Origin of the sequence: Streptomyces sp. NPDC048254 (assembly GCF_043201895.1) — a bacterium.
Taxonomy (GTDB): Bacteria; Actinomycetota; Actinomycetes; order Streptomycetales; family Streptomycetaceae; genus Streptomyces.
In genome coordinates, this window is sequence record NZ_JBICZJ010000007.1 from 175,025 (window position 1) to 193,251 (window position 18,227).

Annotated in this window: 15 protein-coding genes; 11 read left to right on the top strand and 4 right to left on the bottom strand. The window is 71.0% G+C overall.

The genetic code is table 11. The annotated features are described in order from the left end of the window. Positions 1-85: 85 nt before the first annotated feature. The 11 genes from ACGFZQ_RS21205 (at position 86) to ACGFZQ_RS21255 (ending at position 11,489) form a co-directional block, all read left to right on the top strand. Positions 86-1,345 (top strand): MFS transporter, encoded by a 1,260-nt coding sequence (locus tag ACGFZQ_RS21205; RefSeq protein ID WP_382535246.1) that lies wholly within the window; start codon positions 86-88, stop codon positions 1,343-1,345. A 9-nt stretch (positions 1,346-1,354) separates the two neighbouring features. Continuing rightward, on the top strand, positions 1,355-2,716 hold the full coding sequence (gene pafA / locus ACGFZQ_RS21210) for a Pup--protein ligase (RefSeq protein WP_020117715.1): 1,362 nt from the start codon (positions 1,355-1,357) through the stop codon (positions 2,714-2,716). A 104-nt stretch (positions 2,717-2,820) separates the two neighbouring features. Beyond that, the gene (locus tag ACGFZQ_RS21215) at positions 2,821-3,822 is read left to right on the top strand and encodes an FKBP-type peptidyl-prolyl cis-trans isomerase (protein ID WP_393841620.1); all 1,002 of its coding nucleotides are present in this window, start codon (positions 2,821-2,823) and stop codon (positions 3,820-3,822) included. Between the two features lie 74 nt (positions 3,823-3,896). After that, the gene (locus ACGFZQ_RS21220) at positions 3,897-4,268 is read left to right on the top strand and encodes an FKBP-type peptidyl-prolyl cis-trans isomerase (protein ID WP_393841621.1); all 372 of its coding nucleotides are present in this window, start codon (positions 3,897-3,899) and stop codon (positions 4,266-4,268) included. A gap of 206 nt (positions 4,269-4,474) precedes the next feature. Further along, on the top strand, positions 4,475-5,428 hold the full coding sequence (locus tag ACGFZQ_RS21225) for a WYL domain-containing protein (RefSeq protein ID WP_351739796.1): 954 nt from the start codon (positions 4,475-4,477) through the stop codon (positions 5,426-5,428). A 19-nt stretch (positions 5,429-5,447) separates the two neighbouring features. Further along, entirely contained in the window at positions 5,448-6,467 is a 1,020-nt protein-coding gene (locus ACGFZQ_RS21230) for a WYL domain-containing protein (RefSeq protein ID WP_351739793.1), read from the top strand. A gap of 107 nt (positions 6,468-6,574) precedes the next feature. Beyond that, complete coding sequence (locus ACGFZQ_RS21235) at positions 6,575-6,808, top strand: hypothetical protein (RefSeq protein WP_351740300.1); 234 nt, start codon at positions 6,575-6,577, stop codon at positions 6,806-6,808. A gap of 10 nt (positions 6,809-6,818) precedes the next feature. Further along, positions 6,819-7,013, top strand: coding sequence for a hypothetical protein (locus ACGFZQ_RS21240; RefSeq protein ID WP_351739790.1), 195 nt, complete (start codon positions 6,819-6,821; stop codon positions 7,011-7,013). Positions 7,014-7,273: 260 nt separating this feature from the next. Further along, positions 7,274-7,561: a Sec-independent protein translocase subunit TatA gene (gene tatA, locus ACGFZQ_RS21245; RefSeq protein ID WP_351739787.1), complete on the top strand. Its 288-nt coding sequence runs from the start codon at positions 7,274-7,276 to the stop codon at positions 7,559-7,561. A 47-nt stretch (positions 7,562-7,608) separates the two neighbouring features. Beyond that, a complete protein-coding gene (gene tatC / locus ACGFZQ_RS21250; RefSeq protein WP_393841622.1) occupies positions 7,609-8,553 on the top strand; it encodes a twin-arginine translocase subunit TatC in 945 nt (314 codons plus the stop codon). 83 nt (positions 8,554-8,636) lie between these two features. After that, positions 8,637-11,489: a DEAD/DEAH box helicase gene (locus tag ACGFZQ_RS21255; RefSeq protein WP_393841623.1), complete on the top strand. Its 2,853-nt coding sequence runs from the start codon at positions 8,637-8,639 to the stop codon at positions 11,487-11,489. Positions 11,490-11,585: 96 nt separating this feature from the next. Here the strand turns inward: ACGFZQ_RS21255 and atzF are convergent, their stop codons facing one another. Genes atzF through ACGFZQ_RS21275 form a run of 4 tightly spaced genes read right to left on the bottom strand, consistent with a single transcriptional unit; the run spans position 11,586 to position 18,193 of the window. Continuing rightward, positions 11,586-13,241 (bottom strand): allophanate hydrolase, encoded by a 1,656-nt coding sequence (gene atzF / locus ACGFZQ_RS21260; protein ID WP_393841624.1) that lies wholly within the window; start codon positions 13,239-13,241, stop codon positions 11,586-11,588. 19 nt (positions 13,242-13,260) lie between these two features. Beyond that, positions 13,261-16,773, bottom strand: coding sequence for a 5-oxoprolinase/urea amidolyase family protein (locus tag ACGFZQ_RS21265; protein ID WP_393841625.1), 3,513 nt, complete (start codon positions 16,771-16,773; stop codon positions 13,261-13,263). Further along, entirely contained in the window at positions 16,770-17,372 is a 603-nt protein-coding gene (locus ACGFZQ_RS21270) for an urea amidolyase associated protein UAAP2 (RefSeq protein WP_351735914.1), read from the bottom strand. Before ACGFZQ_RS21270 ends, ACGFZQ_RS21265 begins: the two co-directional genes overlap by 4 nt. Then, positions 17,369-18,193: an urea amidolyase associated protein UAAP1 gene (locus ACGFZQ_RS21275; protein WP_393841626.1), complete on the bottom strand. Its 825-nt coding sequence runs from the start codon at positions 18,191-18,193 to the stop codon at positions 17,369-17,371. Before ACGFZQ_RS21275 ends, ACGFZQ_RS21270 begins: the two co-directional genes overlap by 4 nt. Between the last annotated feature and the right edge of the window lie 34 nt (positions 18,194-18,227).

Genomic DNA, 18,227 nt, shown 5'->3' on the forward strand with positions numbered 1-18,227 from the left:
GTGTGGGCTCCTTCGTCTGGACGTGTGAACTGGGCACATGGTACGTATGGGAGTCGGGGTTATACGTAAAACTTGGAGGCGGGTCATGGCCGCGGGATACCTGGAGATCCTCAGGGCGAGGCATGCGGTCCGCCTGCTGACGGGCACCTTGGTGGGGCGGTTGCCCAACGCCACGGCGGCGATCGCGATCGTGCTGTTCGTGCGGGCGGAGGGCGGTACGTACAGCCTGGCGGGGGCGCTCGCGGCCGTGTACGGCGTCGCCAACGCGGTGGGTCAGCCGGTGCTGGGCCGGTTGGTGGATGTGCACGGGCAGCCGCGGGTCCAGTTGCCCGCGGCTGTCGCGTCGGCTCTCGCCATGGCCGGTTTCGCCTTCGCCGGCACCGATCCGCTGCCGCTCGCCTACGCGTGCGTGGCCGCGGCGGGGTTGTTCACGCCGCCCCTGGAGGGTGGTCTGCGTGCGCTGTGGCCGAGTGTGCTCGGCAAGGAGGACCAGGTGCACACGGCGTATGCGATGGACGCGGTGGCGCAGGAAGTCATGTTCACGGTGGGGCCGTTGCTGGTGACGTTGTGCGTGTCGCTGTGGTCGGCGCAGGCGGCGCTGCTGGTGGTGAACGCGGTGGGCGTGCTGGGGGCGCTTTCCGTGGTGGTCTCGCCGCCTTCGCGCGCGTGGCGTTCGGCGCCGCGTGCGGCGCACTGGCTGGGTGCGCTGCGGTCGTCCGGGCTGGTGGCGCTGCTGGGCGCGTTCCTGTTCGTCGGGATCGCGCTGGGCTCCATCACGGTGGCGTCGGTGCCGTACGCGGACGAGCACGGTGGTGACGGGGTGTACGGCTGGATGATGGCGGGGCTGGGGCTGGGCGCGCTGCTCGGTGGCTCGGTGTACGGGGCGCGGCTGTGGCGGGGGGAGCCGGCGGTGCGACTGCGGGTGCTGGTGGCGCTTCTGGCGGTGTGTTATCTGCCGCTGATGGTGATGCCGGGTGCGGTGGCCATGGTGTTGCTCATCGTGCTGGCGGGGGTGTTCCTGGCGCCGGCGATCGCATGTGCGTTCGTGCTGGTGGACCGGCATGCGCCGACCGGGACGGTCACCGAGGCTTTCTCCTGGCTTGTGACGACGTTCACAGTGGGCGCGTCGGTGGGAACGGGCCTGGCCGGCCCGGTCGTCGAGGCGGGCGGGGCGCTGTGGGGCTTCGCGGTGCCGGGTGCGGCGGGGGGTGTGTCATTGCTGGTCCTGGTGGTCACGCGGCGGGTCCTCGCAGCTCCCGGTGGGGGCGCGGTGGTTGCGGCTTCATTGGAAAATGATCCAAATCGTGCTGCCGAACCCCGTTTCAGCTCAGGGGATCGGGCGTAATGTTCAGTCATGGACCGCCGCATTTTCGGGCTGGAGAACGAGTACGGCGTCACGTGCACGTTCAGGGGACAGCGCCGCCTGTCGCCTGACGAGGTGGCGCGGTACCTCTTCCGCCGTGTCGTGTCATGGGGCCGTAGCAGCAATGTCTTTCTTCGTAACGGCGCCCGGCTCTATCTCGACGTGGGATCACATCCGGAATACGCGACACCCGAGTGTGACAACGTGACCGAACTGGTCACCCACGACAAGGCCGGCGAGCGCATTCTCGAAGGACTCCTGGTGGACGCGGAACGACGCCTGCACGAGGAAGGAATCGCGGGCGACGTCTACCTTTTCAAGAACAACACGGACTCGGCGGGCAACTCCTACGGTTGCCACGAGAACTATCTGGTGGCGCGGCACGGGGAGTTCTCCCGGCTCGCGGACATCCTCATTCCGTTCCTGGTGACCCGGCAGCTGCTGTGCGGCGCCGGCAAGGTGCTGCAGACGCCGCGCGGTGCGGTGTACTGCGTCAGTCAGCGGGCGGAGCACATCTGGGAGGGCGTCTCCTCGGCGACGACCCGCTCCCGGCCGATCATCAACACCCGGGACGAGCCGCACGCGGACGCCGAGCGCTACCGCCGGCTCCATGTCATCGTGGGCGACTCGAACATGTCCGAGACGACCATGCTGCTCAAGGTCGGTGCCACCGACCTGGTGCTGCGCATGATCGAGGCGGGCACGGTGATGCGGGACCTGACCCTGGAGAACCCGATCCGGGCGATCCGTGAGGTCAGCCATGACATCACGGGCCGGCGCAAGGTGCGCCTGGCCAGTGGCCGTGAGGCCTCCGCCCTGGAGGTGCAGCGGGAGTACTACGAGAAGGCCGTGGACTTCGTCGAGCGCCGGGGTATCCGTACCGGCACGGTCGACCAGGTCCTGGAGCTGTGGGGCCGGACCCTGGACGCGATCGAGGCCGAGGACCTGGACCGGATCGGCACCGAGATCGACTGGGTGATGAAGTACAAGCTCATCGAGCGGTACCGGGCCAAGCACAACATGACCATGTCTCATCCGCGGGTGGCGCAGATAGACCTCGCTTATCACGACATTCACCGTCGGCGGGGTCTGTATTACCTGCTGGAGAGGAAGGGCCAAGCCGCGCGGATCTGCAATGACTTGAAGATCTTCGAGGGCAAGTCGGTACCGCCGCAGACGACTCGGGCGCGGCTGCGCGGTGACTTCATCCGGCGGGCTCAGGAGCAGCGCCGGGACTTCACGGTCGACTGGGTGCACCTGAAGCTCAATGACCAGGCACAGCGGACGGTGTTGTGCAAGGACCCGTTCCGTTCGGTCGACGACCGGGTGGAGAAGCTCATCGCCGGTATGTGAGCGAACGCCACACGGGCGCCGTACGTTTACCGTACGGCGCCCGTGTCACGTCGTAGAGTTGCGCGCACGCATCCGCAAGATCGATCGATTATGAGGCTGTTTCCGTGCGCCGACGCTCTCTTCTCCTTGCCGCCGTACCCGCAGGACTGGTCACGCTTGCCGCGTGCGGTGACGACAAGTCCGCTTCCAGCAAGGCCAGCGCGGCGCCGTCGGGTTCCGCCTCCTCGGTGCCGCCGCCGAAGATCGTGGACGGGCCGTTGCCGGCGATCACGGCGGGGACGAAGTTCGACGAGAAGCCGACGGTGGCCAAGGGTTCCGGGGATCCGTCGAAGGACCTGGCGGTCAAGACGGTGATCGCGGGCGGCGGCAAGGCGGTCGCGGAGAACGACTTCATCCAGGCCAACTACCTCGGGCAGATCTGGTCCACGGCGAAGGTCTTCGACCAGTCGTACGACCGTACGCCGCTGCTCATGCAGCTCGCCCAGGGCAGCATCATCGACGGCTGGCGGTACGGGCTGGCCGGGAAGAAGGTCGGCAGCCGGGTGCTGATGGCGGTGCCGCCGACCTGGGGCTACGGCACGGCGGGCAACTCGCAGGCGGGTATCAAGGGCACCGACACGCTGGTGTTCGTGGTGGATGTGCTGAACTCCTTCAACTCCAAGAGCTCCAGCACCGGCAAGGTGGTAGCGCAGAGCGACGCCGCGCTGCCCAAGGTCGGCACCAACACCGACGGGAAGGCGCCGTCGATCGACATTCCCAAGGCCGACCCGCCGAAGGCGCTGGTGTCGAACTACGTCCTGGAGGGCGACGGCGCGGAGGTGAAGTCGTCGCAGACGGTCCTGTGCCAGTTCAAGGGCGAGGTCTGGGACAGCGGCAAGGCCTTCGAGCAGACGTACGACAGCGGGCGGCTGGCCCAGTTCGCGGTCGCGCAGATGCAAAAAGTCGTCAAGGGGCTGGCGCAGGGCATCACCGGGAAGAAGGTGGGCAGCCGGCTGCTGATCGTCGTACCGCCGGATCTGGCCTATGGGAACAACCCGCCGACCGGTGGTGTGGTGAAGAAGGGTTCGACGCTGGTGTTCTCGGTGGACATCCTGGCGGCGATGTAGTCGCGCGGGCGGGAGCCGGGCGGGGATGAAAGACTGTCCGGGTTCCGTGTCGTACACAAGCAGGAGCGAGAGACGTGAGCATCGACAAGCCGGAGATCGACTTCCCGGGCGGCGAGCCCCCGGCCGACCTGGAGATCAAGGACATCTGGGAGGGCGACGGCGAGGTGGCCAAGGCCGGCCAGACCGTCACCGTGCACTACGTGGGTGTCGCGTTCAGCACGGGCGAGGAGTTCGACGCCAGCTGGAACCGGGGCACGCCGTTCCGCTTCCCGCTGGGCGGCGGCCGTGTCATCAAGGGCTGGGACCAGGGTGTGGAGGGCATGAAGGTCGGCGGCCGCCGCCAGCTGACCATCCCGGCCCACCTCGCCTACGGCAACCAGAGCCCGAGCCCGTTGATCCGGCCCGGTGAGACGCTGATCTTCGTCGTGGACCTGCTCGGGGTCTGAGCCCCGTGCCTGGTCGGCGCCGTTCCGGCGCTGATCGCCCCGGTCGGAAACCGGCTGGACGAGGGCCCGTGCCGTGTGCGCGGGCCCTCGGTGTTTGTCGTGTCCTGTCCGTTTCGGTCCTCGTTGTTTGTACTGGCTTTTGCCGTGCCACTCCGGAGCGGTACGGTCATCGGTCAGAAGCACCATAGGGAAGGCGAAGGGCGTCGATGGCCATTGCCAAGGCCGAGCGGCTGATGAACCTGGCGCTGTGCCTGCTGGGGACGAGACGGCCGCTCAGCAAGCGTGAGCTGCGGGAATCCATCGAGGCCTACCTCGAGGCCGGGTCCGACGACTCCTTCAACCGGATGTTCGAGCGGGACAAGGACGATCTGCGCGAGCTCGGACTGGTGATCGAGACCGTCGAGAACCTGGACGGCGAGGTCGGCTATCTGGCCCGCCGCGACAGCAACAGCCTGCCCGCGATCACGCTGGACGCCGAGGAGGCCGCCGCCCTGGGACTGGCCGCCAAGGTCTGGCAGCAGGCCCGGCTGGCCGGCGCGGCCAGCGGCGCCCTGCAGAAGCTGCGCGCCGCCGGGCTGCCCGAGGACGTCGACCCGTACGAGGCGCACGGCGCCCTGGAGCCGCGCATCCCGGTGCACGAGGCCGCCTTCGAGCCGCTGATGCTGGCCTGCCGCGACCGCCGCCCGGTCCTCTTCGACTACCGCAAGGCCACCGCCGCCCGCCCCGAGCCCCGGCACGTGGAGCCGTGGGCCCTGGAGTGCTGGCGCGGCCACTGGTATCTGGCGGGCTGGGACCGGGACCGGGGTGCCGAGCGGGTGTTCCGGCTGTCCCGGATCACCGGCCGGGTGCGCTCCCGGGGTACCCGTTTCACCGTGCCCGTCCCGGACGTGGTCACCGTCCGGGAGACCGTCGCGAGCTGGGCCGGGGAGATCGCCGACCGCTCGGCGCTGATCCGGCTGCGCTCGGGCGCCGGCTACCCCCTTCGGGCGAAGGCCACGACGGTCCGGGAACTCGGCGACGGCTGGGACGAGTTGGAGATTCCGTACGGGCACGGCCTGGACGCCTGGCTGGTGGAGTTCGGGCCGGACGTGGTGGTCCTGGAGCCGGCCGAGCTGCGCGCGGACGTGGTGGACCGGCTGCGTGCCGTGGCCAAGGGCTGAGGGGGAGCGGAGCAAGACAGTGGCAGGCAAACCGGTCAGGCCCGTGAACGCCATCGACCAGACCCGGCGGATGCTCTCCCTGGTGACCTATCTGCGCGAGCGCCCCGGCGCCCGGATCGCGGACGTGGCCCGGGCCTTCGGCATCACCGAGGACGAGCTGGTCTCCGACCTGGACGTGCTGCCCATGTGCGGCACCAGCTTCCGGGGCGGCGATCTGCTGGACATCGACACCGACGGCGAGCGCATCTGGTGGCACAACGCCGCCGCGCTCGGCGAGGAGGCCGCCGAGCCGCTGAGGCTGGCCGCCGACGAGGCGACCGCGCTGCTGGTGGCCGCCCGGGCCGTGTCCACGCTGCCCGGGCTGCGCGAGGGCGACCGGCAGGCGCTCCTGCGGGCCACCGCCAAGGTGGAGACCGCGGCCGGCGAGGCGGCCGGCGCCAGCGCCCGGCTGTCGGTGACCTTCGAGTCCGAGGGCGGGGTCTTCGCCGACGTCGACCGGGCGATCTCCGAGCGCCGCCGGCTGTGGATCCGCTACTACTCGCCGGCCCGTGACGAGGTCACCGAGCGCGAGATCGACCCCATCCGCCTGGTCAGCGTCGGGCACACCTACGTGGAGGCCTGGTGCCGCCGCTCCGAGGCCCGGCGCACCTTCCGCCTCGACCGCGTCGCCGAGATCAAGATCCTCGACGAGCCGTCCGCGCCCCCCGAGATCGAGCTGCGGGACCTGTCCGAGGCCCTGGTGCAGCCGGCCGCCGAGGACCCCGAGGTGGTCGTCGAGGTCGGCCCGGCCGGCCGCTGGGTCGCCGAGTACTACCCGCACGACAGCGCGGATGAGCTTCCCGACGGCGGGCTGCGTATCACTCTGCGCACCCCCGATCCGGCCTCCCTGCGCCGACTGGCACTCAGGCTCGGCGGCGACGGCCGGATCGTGTCACCGCCCGAGCTGGCCGACAGCGCCCGCCGGGCGGCCCGCGAGGCCCTGGCGGCGTACGACAGTGCTGGGCACGGCGATGAGGAAGGGCAGGGGCGAGGGATTTGAACGAGTCTTTGGGTTCCGGTGTCGCAGGCGCGAGGGATCTGAACGAGTCTTCGGGTTCCGGTGTCGCAGGCGCGAGGGACGTGACGGTCGCGGCCGCGTTCGCCGGGATGAGAAGAGTGGTCCCCGTGGTGTTCAAGGCCGGCTGCCCGGACTGCCGGGGCAGTTTCGAGCTCACCGCGAGCGCCCTGCGGCTGGCCATCGGAGCCACCAGCAAGACCACGTTCTACTCCTTCACCTGCCCCGACTGCGGCGTCCTGGTCCGCAAGCCCGCGGGCGAGCGGATCATCGAGCTGCTGACCGGCGGCGGGGTCAGAACCCTGCGGCTGCACCCCACCGTCTAGGCTCTCCCGCATGTTCTGGCCGATGTTCGCGGTAGCTGTGGGTTTCGTGGGTCTCGCCGTGCTCGGCGTGCTCGCCGTACGGGTCTTCCTGGCGGCGCGGCTGCTGGGAGCGCAGGTCACGGACTCGGCGCGGCGCATCAGCCGGGCCGCCGAGGACCTGGAGCGGGCGGCGGCGAGCGCCGCGCGGACTGTGGACACCCTCTGAGGTCTGCTGTGGAACCGGTGTGAGTACTGCGCCATAAGCGCTTTGCGTCACTTCGCCCTGTCACGGCGCCCACCGCGGCGGGTACGCTGCTGCTCGCGGCGCGGAGAACGAGGCCCGTACCGCGGACCGGGCGTACGCACAGGGATTGCCTCGCGTTTACCCCTGAGCGTTACGATCGCTGTCAGCACGATTACTCGGACGCATGTCCGACGGATCGGACAGCATCCCATCCAGCCGCCTCGGTGAGAAGGTAAAGACTTATGTTCGGAAGGCTCGGAGCTCCCGAGATCATTCTCATCCTTGTCGTCGTCATCCTGCTGTTCGGCGCGAAGAAGCTTCCGGACATGGCCCGCTCGCTCGGCAAGTCCGCGCGCATCCTCAAGAGCGAGGCCAAGGCGATGAAGGAAGACGGCAGCAACACCACCTCCTCCGCCCAGGCGCCCGCCTCCGGCGAGCAGGCCCAGGCCCAGCGCACCATCCAGGCGGCCCCCGGCGACGTGACCAGCTCCCGCCCGGTCAACGAGCCGTCGGACACCACCCAGCGCTGACGCAAGGCCGGTGACCCCCGGCCTGCCGCACGAGATGAGGACGTGGGTTGCCCAAGTCTGCCCGCAAACAGGAGAAGGATCCCGAGGGGCGGATGCCTCTCGGAGATCACCTTCGTGAGCTCCGCAACCGGCTCGCGAAGGCCATGCTGGCCATCGTCATCGTGACGGTGGTGGCCGCCTTCTTCTACAACGACATCATCAACTTCCTCACCAAGCCGGTCCTCGACTCGGTCGGCTGTGAGCAGGCCTTCGGGGAACTGGCCAGGGCCAAGTCCGACTCGCATCCCTGCGCGCAGATCACGATCAACGGTCTGCTCGCGCCCTTCACGCTGGCCCTCCAGGTCTCGCTGATGGCAGGCGTGGTCTTCGCCTCGCCGGTCTGGCTGTACCAGCTGTGGGCCTTCGTCGCGCCCGGTCTGCACCGGAACGAGAAGAAGTACGCCTACGCGTTCGTCGCCACCGGCGTCCCGCTCTTCTTCGGCGGCGCGTTCTTCGCGTACAAGGTCCTGCCGACCACCGCGAAGGTGCTCCTCCAGTTCACCCCGCACAGCGTGAGCAACCTGCTGCCGCTGGACGACCTGCTCCAGCTGGTCACCCGCATGGTGATCGTCTTCGGGCTCTCCTTCGAGCTGCCGCTGCTGCTGGTCATGCTCAATCTCACCGGCATCGTCACCGGCCGGCGGATGCTCGGCTGGTGGCGGGCGATGATCCTCGGGATCACGGTCTTCGCTGCCGTCGCCACCCCGAGCACCGACCCGCTCTCCATGCTGGCGCTCGCCGGGCCGATCTGGGTGCTGTACTTCGGCGCGGTCCTCTTCTCGCTGCTCAACGACCGGCGCAGGCGCCGCCGCGACGCCGAGGGCCCCGACGACGACCAGGCCTCCGACCTCGACCTCACGCCCGACGACATCGGCGAGATCGAGACCGTCTCGGCCAGCCGCGCGCTGCCCGAGACCCCGGAGCGGGTCAACGGCTACGACGACGTGACCTGACCGGGTCCGAACCGGCCATCGAGAGGTGCCCGCGCCCCACGGCGCGGCACCTCTTTGTTGTCGGTCGTCCCATGTTCCGGATAATGATCGTCCTGTTGTCAGTGGGGACCGGTACGCTCGAAAGCACGATGACAGAGGACCTCTCACCGGCCGAGCGGTATGCGGCGGCCCGCAGGCGGGCCGCCGAGCAGGCCACCGCGCTCGCGTCTTTCCGCGAGATGTACGAATTCGGCCTCGACCCCTTCCAGATCGAGGCCTGTCAGGCGCTCGAAGCCGGGAAGGGCGTACTGGTGGCCGCCCCCACCGGCTCCGGCAAGACGATCGTCGGCGAGTTCGCCGTCCACCTCGCCCTGGAGCAGGGCAAGAAGTGCTTCTACACGACACCCATCAAGGCACTGTCGAACCAGAAGTACGCCGACCTGTGCCGCCGCTACGGCGCGGACAAGGTCGGCCTGCTCACCGGCGACAACAGCGTCAACTCCGACGCCCCCGTGGTCGTGATGACCACCGAGGTGCTGCGGAACATGCTGTACGCGGGCTCCCAGACGCTGCTCGGCCTCGGCTATGTGGTCATGGACGAGGTGCACTACCTCTCCGACCGCTTCCGCGGTGCCGTCTGGGAAGAGGTGATCATCCACCTGCCGGAGTCCGTGACCCTGGTGTCCCTGTCGGCCACCGTGTCCAACGCCGAGGAGTTCGGCGACTGGCTCGACACCGTCCGCGGCGACACCGAGGTCATCGTCTCCGAACACCGTCCCGTCCCGCTGTTCCAGCACGTGCTCGCCGGGCGCCGGATGTACGACCTGTTCGAGGAGGGCGAGGGCCAGAAGAAGGCCGTCAACCCCGACCTCACCCGGCTGGCCCGGATGGAGGCGAGCAGACCCTCCTACCAGGACCGCAGGCGCGGGCGTGCCATGCGCGAGGCCGACCGGGAGCGGGAGCGCCGGCAGCGGTCCAGGGTGTGGACACCGGGACGCCCCGAGGTCATCGAACGCCTCGACTCCGAGGGCCTGCTGCCCGCCATCACCTTCATCTTCAGCCGCGCCGCCTGCGAAGCCGCCGTCGAGCAGTGCCTGCACGCGGGCCTGCGGCTCAACGACGAGGAAGCACGCGAACAGGTGCGCGCCCTCGTCGAGGAGCGCACCTCGTCGATCCCACGCGAGGACCTGCACGTCCTCGGCTACTACGAATGGCTGGAGGGCCTGGAGCGCGGCATCGCCGCCCACCACGCCGGCATGCTCCCGACCTTCAAGGAAGTCGTCGAGGAACTCTTCGTACGCGGCCTGGTCAAGGCGGTGTTCGCCACCGAGACCCTGGCGCTCGGCATCAACATGCCCGCGCGCTCGGTGGTGTTGGAGAAGCTCGTCAAGTGGAACGGCGAGCAGCACGCCGACATCACCCCCGGCGAGTACACCCAGCTGACCGGCCGTGCGGGCCGGCGCGGCATCGACATCGAGGGTCATGCCGTGGTGCTGTGGCAGCGGGGGTTCAGCCCCGAGCACCTCGCGGGGCTCGCCGGCACCCGCACCTATCCGCTGCGCTCCAGCTTCAAGCCGTCGTACAACATGGCGGTCAACCTGGTCGAGCAGTTCGGCCGGCACCGGTCGCGGGAACTTCTCGAGACCTCGTTCGCGCAGTTCCAGGCCGACAAGTCGGTCGTCGGGATCTCCCGTCAGGTGCAGCGCAACGAGGAAGGACTCGAAGGCTACAAGGAGTCCATGACCTGCCACCTCGGCGACTTCGAGGAGTATGCGCGACTGCGGCGCGAGCTGAAGGACCGGGAGACCGAACTCGTCCGGCAGGGCGCCGCCGAGCGGCGGGCCGAGGCCGCGGTGGCGCTGGAGAAGCTCAAGCCGGGCGATGTCATCCACGTGCCGACCGGCAAGTACGCGGGGCTCGCGCTGGTCCTCGACCCCGGGCTGCCCGCCGGGCGGTCCAACGGCCATCGTGGCTTCGAGCAGCACGACGGGCCGCGGCCGCTGGTGCTGACCGCCGAACGGCAGGTCAAGCGACTGGCGTCGATGGACTTCCCGGTGCCGGTCGAGGCGCTGGAGCGGATGCGGATCCCCAAGTCCTTCAACCCCCGCTCCCCGCAGTCCCGTCGCGACCTCGCGTCCGCGCTGCGCACCAAGGCCGGGCACATCCCGCCGGAGCGGGCCCGCAAGAAGCGGTCGCAGGCCGCCGACGACCGCGAGATCGCACGGCTGCGGACCGCGATCCGGGCGCACCCCTGCCACGGCTGCAACGACCGGGAGGACCACGCCCGTTGGGCCGAGCGGTACCACCGGCTGATGCGGGACACCTCGCAGCTGGAGCGGCGGATCGAGGGCCGGACCAACACCATCGCCCGCACCTTCGACCGGATCGTGGCACTGCTCACCGAGCTGGACTACCTGCGCGGCGACGAGGTCACCGAACACGGGAAGCGGCTGGCCCGGCTGTACGGCGAACTCGACCTGCTCGCCAGCGAATGCCTGCGGGCCGGGGTCTGGGAGGGGCTCGGCCCCGCCGAACTGGCCGCGTGCGTTTCGGCGCTGGTGTACGAGGCGCGCGTCGGGGACGACGCGATGGCCCCGAAGCTGCCCTCCGGGAACGCCAAGGCCGCGCTCGGTGAGATGGTGCGGATCTGGGGGCGGCTGGACGCCCTGGAGGAGGAGTTCCGGATCACCCAGACCGAGGGTGTCGGGCAGCGGGAACCGGACCTCGGCTTCGCCTGGGCCGCGTACATGTGGGCGTCGGGGACGGGGCTGGACGAGGTGCTGCGGGAGGCGGAGATGCCGGCCGGGGACTTCGTGCGGTGGTGCAAGCAGGTCATCGACGTGCTCGGGCAGATTGCTGCGGCGGCTCCGGTGGAGGGGTCGACTGTGTCGAAGACCGCGCGGAAGGCGGTTGATCTGGTGCTGCGGGGGGTTGTGGCCTACTCGTCGGTGGGGTGACTTTTGCCTGGCGGGCGCGGGTTGTGTGTGGCTTGTCGCGCCCACGCGGCGGTAGCCGCATATCGAATACAGCCCCGCGCCCCTAGGTCGGGTTCCTCACGCCCGGCTCAGGTAGTTCCGCCAGCCTTCGTGGCGCGTGATGTCCTCGGCGCCTCTCAAAGCGCTCGGCTCGCAAAGGAAGCCCGGGACTTGGCTGCCGTCCGCTAGCTCCACGCTCCCCAGCGCCATGGGGCGGGGGAGCGTCGCGAGCAGGCGGCCCAAGCCCTCGGCCGGAACGCTCCACACCTCCGTCTCGATCGCCGCCCCGTCCTCGTCCACCCGCACCAGGCCCGGCTTTGGTGGGGTCGTCCCAAGGGCGTAGAAGCGGTACGTCGGTGCTGTGGTCGTCGTGCGGTCCAGGACCGCGCCCAGCGCCAGGAGCTGCGGGTTCAGGGGCTGGCCGGTCAGGTGCGCGCCCAGCACCGCCAGGCTCACCCTCGGCTCCAGGGCGCGGGCGATGGTGGCCAGGCGGTCGTCCGTGAAGGCGGGGCCGATCAGCATCACGCCGAACGGCAGTCCGTTCACCTCGCCCGCCGGTACCGCCACCGCCGCCAGGTCGAAGAGGTTCGTGGAGTTGGTGAAGCGGCCCAGGCGGGCGTTGGCGCCCAGCGGGTCGGCCGCCACCTCGGCCAGGGTGGGGTGGCCCGGGGCCGTGGGGAGCAGCAGGGCGTCCGCGTCGGACAGCTCGGCCAGGGCACGGGCACGCAGGGCGGACAGGCGGTCCTGGTCGGTGAAGAGGCGGTGCGCCGGGATGTCGCGGGCCCGGGTGATGATGCCGGTGACGGTGGGGTCGAGGCCCGCGCCGCCGGAAGCGAGCAACTTGTCGATGAAGAGACCCACTGCCGTGTAGCGCTCCGCCACGAACGCGCCCTCGTACAGCATCGCCGCCGCCTCGGTGAACGGGGTCAGGTCGAGCGGGCGGATCGAGGCGCCCGAAGCGTCGAGACGCGCGACCGCCTCCTCGTACGCATCCGCCCAGCCCTCGTCCAGTTCGCCGAGTTGGGAGAGCGGCGGGACCGCGATCCGCCAGGGGCCCGGGGCCCGCGGGGGGAGGGGCGGGAGCGTGCGGTCCGGCGGGGCCGCCAGGTACGACAGCGCCTGCTCGGCCTCCGGGAGCGTGCGGGCGAACACCGTCACGCAGTCGAGGGAGGCGCAGGCCGGGACCACCCCGGCGGTGGGTACCAGGCCCCGGGTGGGCTTCAGGCCGACGATGCCGTTGAAGGCCGCCGGGATCCGGCCCGAGCCCGCCGTGTCCGTGCCGAGCGCGAAGTCGACGATCCCGAGGGCCACGGCCACCGCCGAACCCGAGCTGGAGCCGCCGCTGATCCGGGTCGGGTCGATGGCGTTGCGGACCGCGCCGTACGGGGAGCGGGTGCCGACCAGGCCGGTCGCGAACTGGTCGAGGTTGGTGGTGCCGAGGACGAGTGCGCCGGCCGCGCGCAGCCGGGCCACCACCGGGGCGTCGGACTCCGGCTCGTAGGCGTAGGCCGGGCAGCCCGCCGTCGTGGGCAGTCCCTGTACGTCGATGTTGCCCTTGGCGGCGAACAGGCGCCCGGCGAGGGGGAGGCGTTCGCCCGCGGCCACCCGCGCGTCGATCGCCCGGGCCTCCGCCTCGGCCTCCTCCCGCGGGCGCAGGTCGATCCAGATCTCGGGGCGGTCGACCGCTTCGATGCGCGCGTAGGCGGCACGGACCCGGGAGACGGTGCTGGACATGCTCTCTTACTCCTGTCGGTCAGTTCGCGGTCGGCGCCAGGACCAGCAGTGCCGTCCCCGCCTCCACCTGGTCGCCCGGCCTCGCCAGGATCTCCGTCACCACGCCGGCCATCGGTGCGTGCACCCTGGACTCCATCTTCATCGCCTCCAGGGCGAGGAGGGCCTGGCCGCTGGTCACCTCGTCGCCGGGTGCCACGTTCAGCTGCCATACGGAGGCCGCGAACTCGGCCTCTATCAGGCGGCCGCCCGGCGGGACGGACACCTCGGCCGCTGCGGGGGACGCGGGTGCCGTCGCCGCTTCCGCCCTGGCGAACTCGCCGGCCGCCTCCCAGGCGTCGCGCTCCGCGGCGAAGGCCTGCCGCTGGCGCGCCCTGAAGTCCCCGATGGCATCGGCGTGTTCGGAGAGGAACTCCTGGTACGACGTCAGGGAGAACGTCCCCTCCTCGATGCGCGGCACGAACCTGCCGGAGGTGATGTCGGCCCGCAGGTCGAGGAGTTCGTCCGCGGACACCGGATACCACCTGATCCGGTCGAAGAAGCGCAGCAGCCACGGCGAGCCCGGCTGGAACGCCCCGCGCTGCTGCCAGCCCGACCACACCTGGGTCGTACGGCCCACGAACTGGTAGCCGCCCGGGCCCTCCATGCCGTAGATACACAGGTAGGCGCCGCCGATGCCGACGGAGTTCTCGGCGGTCCAGGTGCGGGCCGGGTTGTACTTCGTGGTGACCAGGCGGTGGCGCGGGTCCAGCGGGGTGGCGACCGGGGCGCCCAGGTACACATCGCCCAGGCCCAGGACCAGGTACTCGGCGTCGAAGACCGTGCGATAGACGTCCTCGACCGAGTCCAGGCCGTTGATCCGGCGGATGAACTCGATGTTCCACGGGCACCAGGGGGCGTCGTCGCGGACCCCCGCCATGTAGCGGGCGATCGCCTCGCGGGTCGCCGGGTCGTCCCAGGAGAGGGGGAGGTGGACCGTGCGGGACGGCACCACCAGTTCGTCGGTGGGCGGCAGCCCCAGGACGATCTCCCGTACCGCGGCAAGGAGTTCGGCCTGGGTGAGCAGACCCGGGTCGGTCTGGATCTGGAGCGAGCGGATCCCCGGCGTGAGGTCCCTGACCCCCGGCAGGTCCGCCGCCGTCACCGCCTCCATCAGCGCGTGGACGCGCATCCGCAGGGCCAGGTCCAGCTGCATCGGGCCGAACTCGACCAGCAGGTTGTCGTCGCCGCTGCGCCGGTAGGTCACGTCCCCGTCGTGGGCCAGGACACCGCCGTCGACGATCTCCTGGCGGGGCGCGCCCGTCACGTCGACCGGGGCGAAGCGGACCGTGTCGCCGGGCCGGAGCTGGCCCAGCTTCCAGCGTTCGCCGCTCAGGACGGTCGCCGGGCACACGAACCCGCCGAGGGAGGGGCCGTCGGGGCCGAGCAGGACCGGCATGTCGCCGGTGTAGTCGACGGCGCCGACCGAGTACGGGGTGTCGTGGATGTTGGACGGGTGCAGGCCCGCCTCGCCGCCGTCGGTGCGTGCCCAGCGCGGCTTGGGGCCGACCAGCCGGACCCCGGTGCGGGCCGAGTTGAAGTGCACCTTCCACTCGACCGCGTAGAAGTCCCGGATGTCGTCCTCGGTGAAGAACTCCGGGGCGGCATGGGGGCCTTCGACGGCCCCGATGTGCCAGACGGCGGTGAAGGGCGGCCGCTCGGCGACGGGCCTGCCGTCCGTCACGGCGCCGCCGTGCAGGACGTCACCCGTGCGCAGCGCCCGGCCGCCGTGGCCGCCGAACCGGCCCAGTGTGAAGGTGCTCGCGCTGCCGAGGAAGGCGGGCACGTCCAGGCCGCCGCCCGCGAAGAGGACGTAGGTGCGCAGGCCGTATGCGGAAGGGGCGCCGATCTCCAGCAGCCCGCCCGCCGGTACCGTCACCGGCTCCCACTGCGCGACCGGGGCGCCGTCCAGCGTCACCGGGGCCGGGGCGCCGGTCACGCAGACGGTCGTGGGGTGGGTGAAGCGCAGCGACGGGCCCTGGAGGGTGCATTCGAGGCCGGGGGCGCCCTCCGGGTTGCCCAGCGCGCGGTTGCCGAGCCGGAAGGAGCGGTCGTCCATCGGGCCGCACGGAGGCACTCCCACCTGCCAGTAGCCGGTGCGGCCCGGCCAGTCCTGGACCGTGGTGAGCGTGCCGGCGGCGACGACCTCGATCCGGGGAGTCGGGTCGGTGACCGTGGCGAGGGTCGCCGTCGAGTGGGCGGCGGCCCGGAAGGCCGGTTCGGTGAGCGCGGCGCGCACCAGACCCAGGTTGGTCTCGATGCCGTCGACACGGGTGCGGGCCAGCGCCTCGTCGAGGGTGCGCAGCGCCCGGTCGCGGTCGGGGCCGTGGGCGATCACCTTCGCGAGCATCGGGTCGTACGACGTCGTCACCTCGGTGCCGGTCTCCACCCAGCCGTCGACGCGCACCCCCTCCGGGAACTCCACCCGGGTCAGCAGGCCGGCGCTGGGCCGGTGGTCGCGGGAGGGGTCCTCGGCGTAGACGCGGGCCTCGACGGCGTGACCGCGCGGTGCGCCCGGCTCCCGGACGACGTCGGACTCGCCCCTCGCCAGGCGCAGCATCCAGGCGACCAGGTCGACGCCGTAGATCTTCTCGGTGACCGGGTGTTCCACCTGGAGGCGGGTGTTGACCTCCAGGAAGCAGGCCTCCTCGCGGGCCGCGTCGTACACGAACTCGACGGTGCCCGCGGAGCGGTAGCCCACGGCCGCGCACAGGTCGCGTGCGGAGGCGGCGAGTTGGGCGCGGACGTGCGGGGGCAGGCCGGGGGCCGGGGCCTCCTCGACCACCTTCTGGTTGCGACGCTGGAGGGAGCAGTCCCGGTCGCCGAAGGTGACGACCCGGCCGGCGCCGTCGCCGAAGACCTGGACCTCGACATGGCGGGCGTGCTCGACCAGGCGTTCCAGGAAGACCCCGGCGGAGGAGAAGGAGGCGGCGGCCACGCGCTGGACGCGGTCCCAGGCGTCGGTCAGTTCGGCGGCGGATCGACATGCCGACATACCGATGCCGCCACCGCCGCCGGTGGCCTTGAGCATCACGGGGTAGCCGATGGCGGACGCCTCGCGCAGGGCCTCGGCCAGGTCGGAGAGGAGCCCGGTGCCCGGTGCGAGGGGCACTCCGGCCGCCTCGGCCGCCGCGCGTGCCGTGTGCTTCGCGCCGAACAGCTCCAGCTGCTCCGGGGTCGGGCCGACGAACACGATCCCGGCCTCCTCGCAGCGCCGGGCGAAACCGGCGTCCTCGGACAGGAAGCCGTACCCGGGGTGGATCGCGCCCGCGCCGGTGTCCTTGGCGGCCTTCAGGACCAGGTCGGCGTCGAGGTACGACTCCTTCGCCGGGGCCGGGCCGAGCCGTACCGCCTCGTCGGCGAGGCGGACATGGGGTGCCGAGCGGTCGGGGTCGGAGTAGACGGCGACCGTGCGCAGGCCCAGCTCACGGGCGGTGCGGATGACCCGGACGGCTATCTCGCCGCGGTTGGCGACCAGCAGGGTGTCGAAGCTCATCCGGCGGCCCCGATCGTCATCTCCACCGCTGTCGGTTCGAAGCCGTTGCACGGGTTGTTGATCTGCGGGCAGTTGGAGACCAGGACGAGGACGTCCCGTTCGGCCCGCAGGGTCAGTTTGAGGCCCGGGGCCGAGAGGCCGTCGACGATGCCGAGGGTGCCGTCCTGCTCGACGGGCACGTTCATGTACCAGTTGATGTTGGAGACCAGGTCGCGCTTGCCGAGGCCGTGCTTGGCGCCCTCCGCCAGGAAGTTGTCCACGCAGGCGTGCTGCGACCAGGTGTGGTGGCCGTAGCGCAGGGTGTTGGACTCCTTGGAGCAGGCGCCGCCGACCGTGTCGTGCCGGCCGACCTCGTCGGCGACCACGGTCATCAGCGGGGTGTGCTCGTTGGAGAGCAGCACGCTGCCGGTGGTGAGGAAGAGGTTGCCCTGGGCGTGGACGGTGTCCGGCGCGCTGTAGCGGACCGATGTGTCGTGGGCGTCGTAGACGAGGAAGTCGACGGCCTGGTTGCCGTGCAGGTCGGTGACGGTGAGGGTCTCGCCGGCGCGGATGACGGCGGACCAGGCGGCGCGGGCCGGGACGACGGTACCCGTGGTCATGCGAGCCCCCTCGAGGCGAGGAATTCGGCGGTGTTCAGGAAGGCGCGGCGGCCCTCGGGGGTGGCGTCCCAGAGCGGGTCGCCGGGCGAGGTCGGGGCGGCCCGCCAGGCCAGGACCTCCAGCGGGGTGCTGACGTAGTCGGGGCGGGGGTCGGCCGGGTGCGGGACGTTCGCGATCAGTACGGTCAGGTCCTGCTCGGCGCGGAGCGTGACGCTGCCGCCGGGGCCGGCCGAGCCGGTGAAGTCCAGCGTGCCGTCGTCGCGCACCTCCACGCCCTGGAAGAACGACAGGGACGGCGGGAGGTCGCGCGGTTCCAGGCCGTTCTTCGCCGCCGCCAGCTTGAACAGCTCGCGGCCGGCGGGGGAGGACGACTGCGGGGTGCCGTCGCCGTAGCGGGCGGCGTTGCGGACCAGGGTGGAGGTGCCGCACAGCGCGTCGTGCCGGCCGGAGGTGTCGGCGACGACGGAGGCGAGGACCCGGCCCTGGTCGGACAGGAGCAGCACCCCCTCGCCGAGGTAGGCGTTCCACTGGACCTTGACCGTGTCGGCGACGTTCAGCCGCTCCCAGGGGCGGTCGGCGGCATACAGCAGAACGTGCGCGCAGGCGTCGCCGTGCGGGTCGGTCAGGCGCAGCTCGGTGCCGCGGGCCAGGACGCGGTGCGTGTAGTTGCCGCCCGCGACCGTCTCCGCCCACACCAGGTGGCCCGCCTCGCAGGGCGGGTCCGGCCAGTCGGCGGCCGGTACGACGGGCATGGCCGCGGCGCGGGTGCCCTCCTGGGCGCGGGCATGCGCCCGGGCTCCGTACGTGGTCGCTGTCGCCATCGCTGACCTCCGGCTTCGTGGGCTCGGCGTTGTT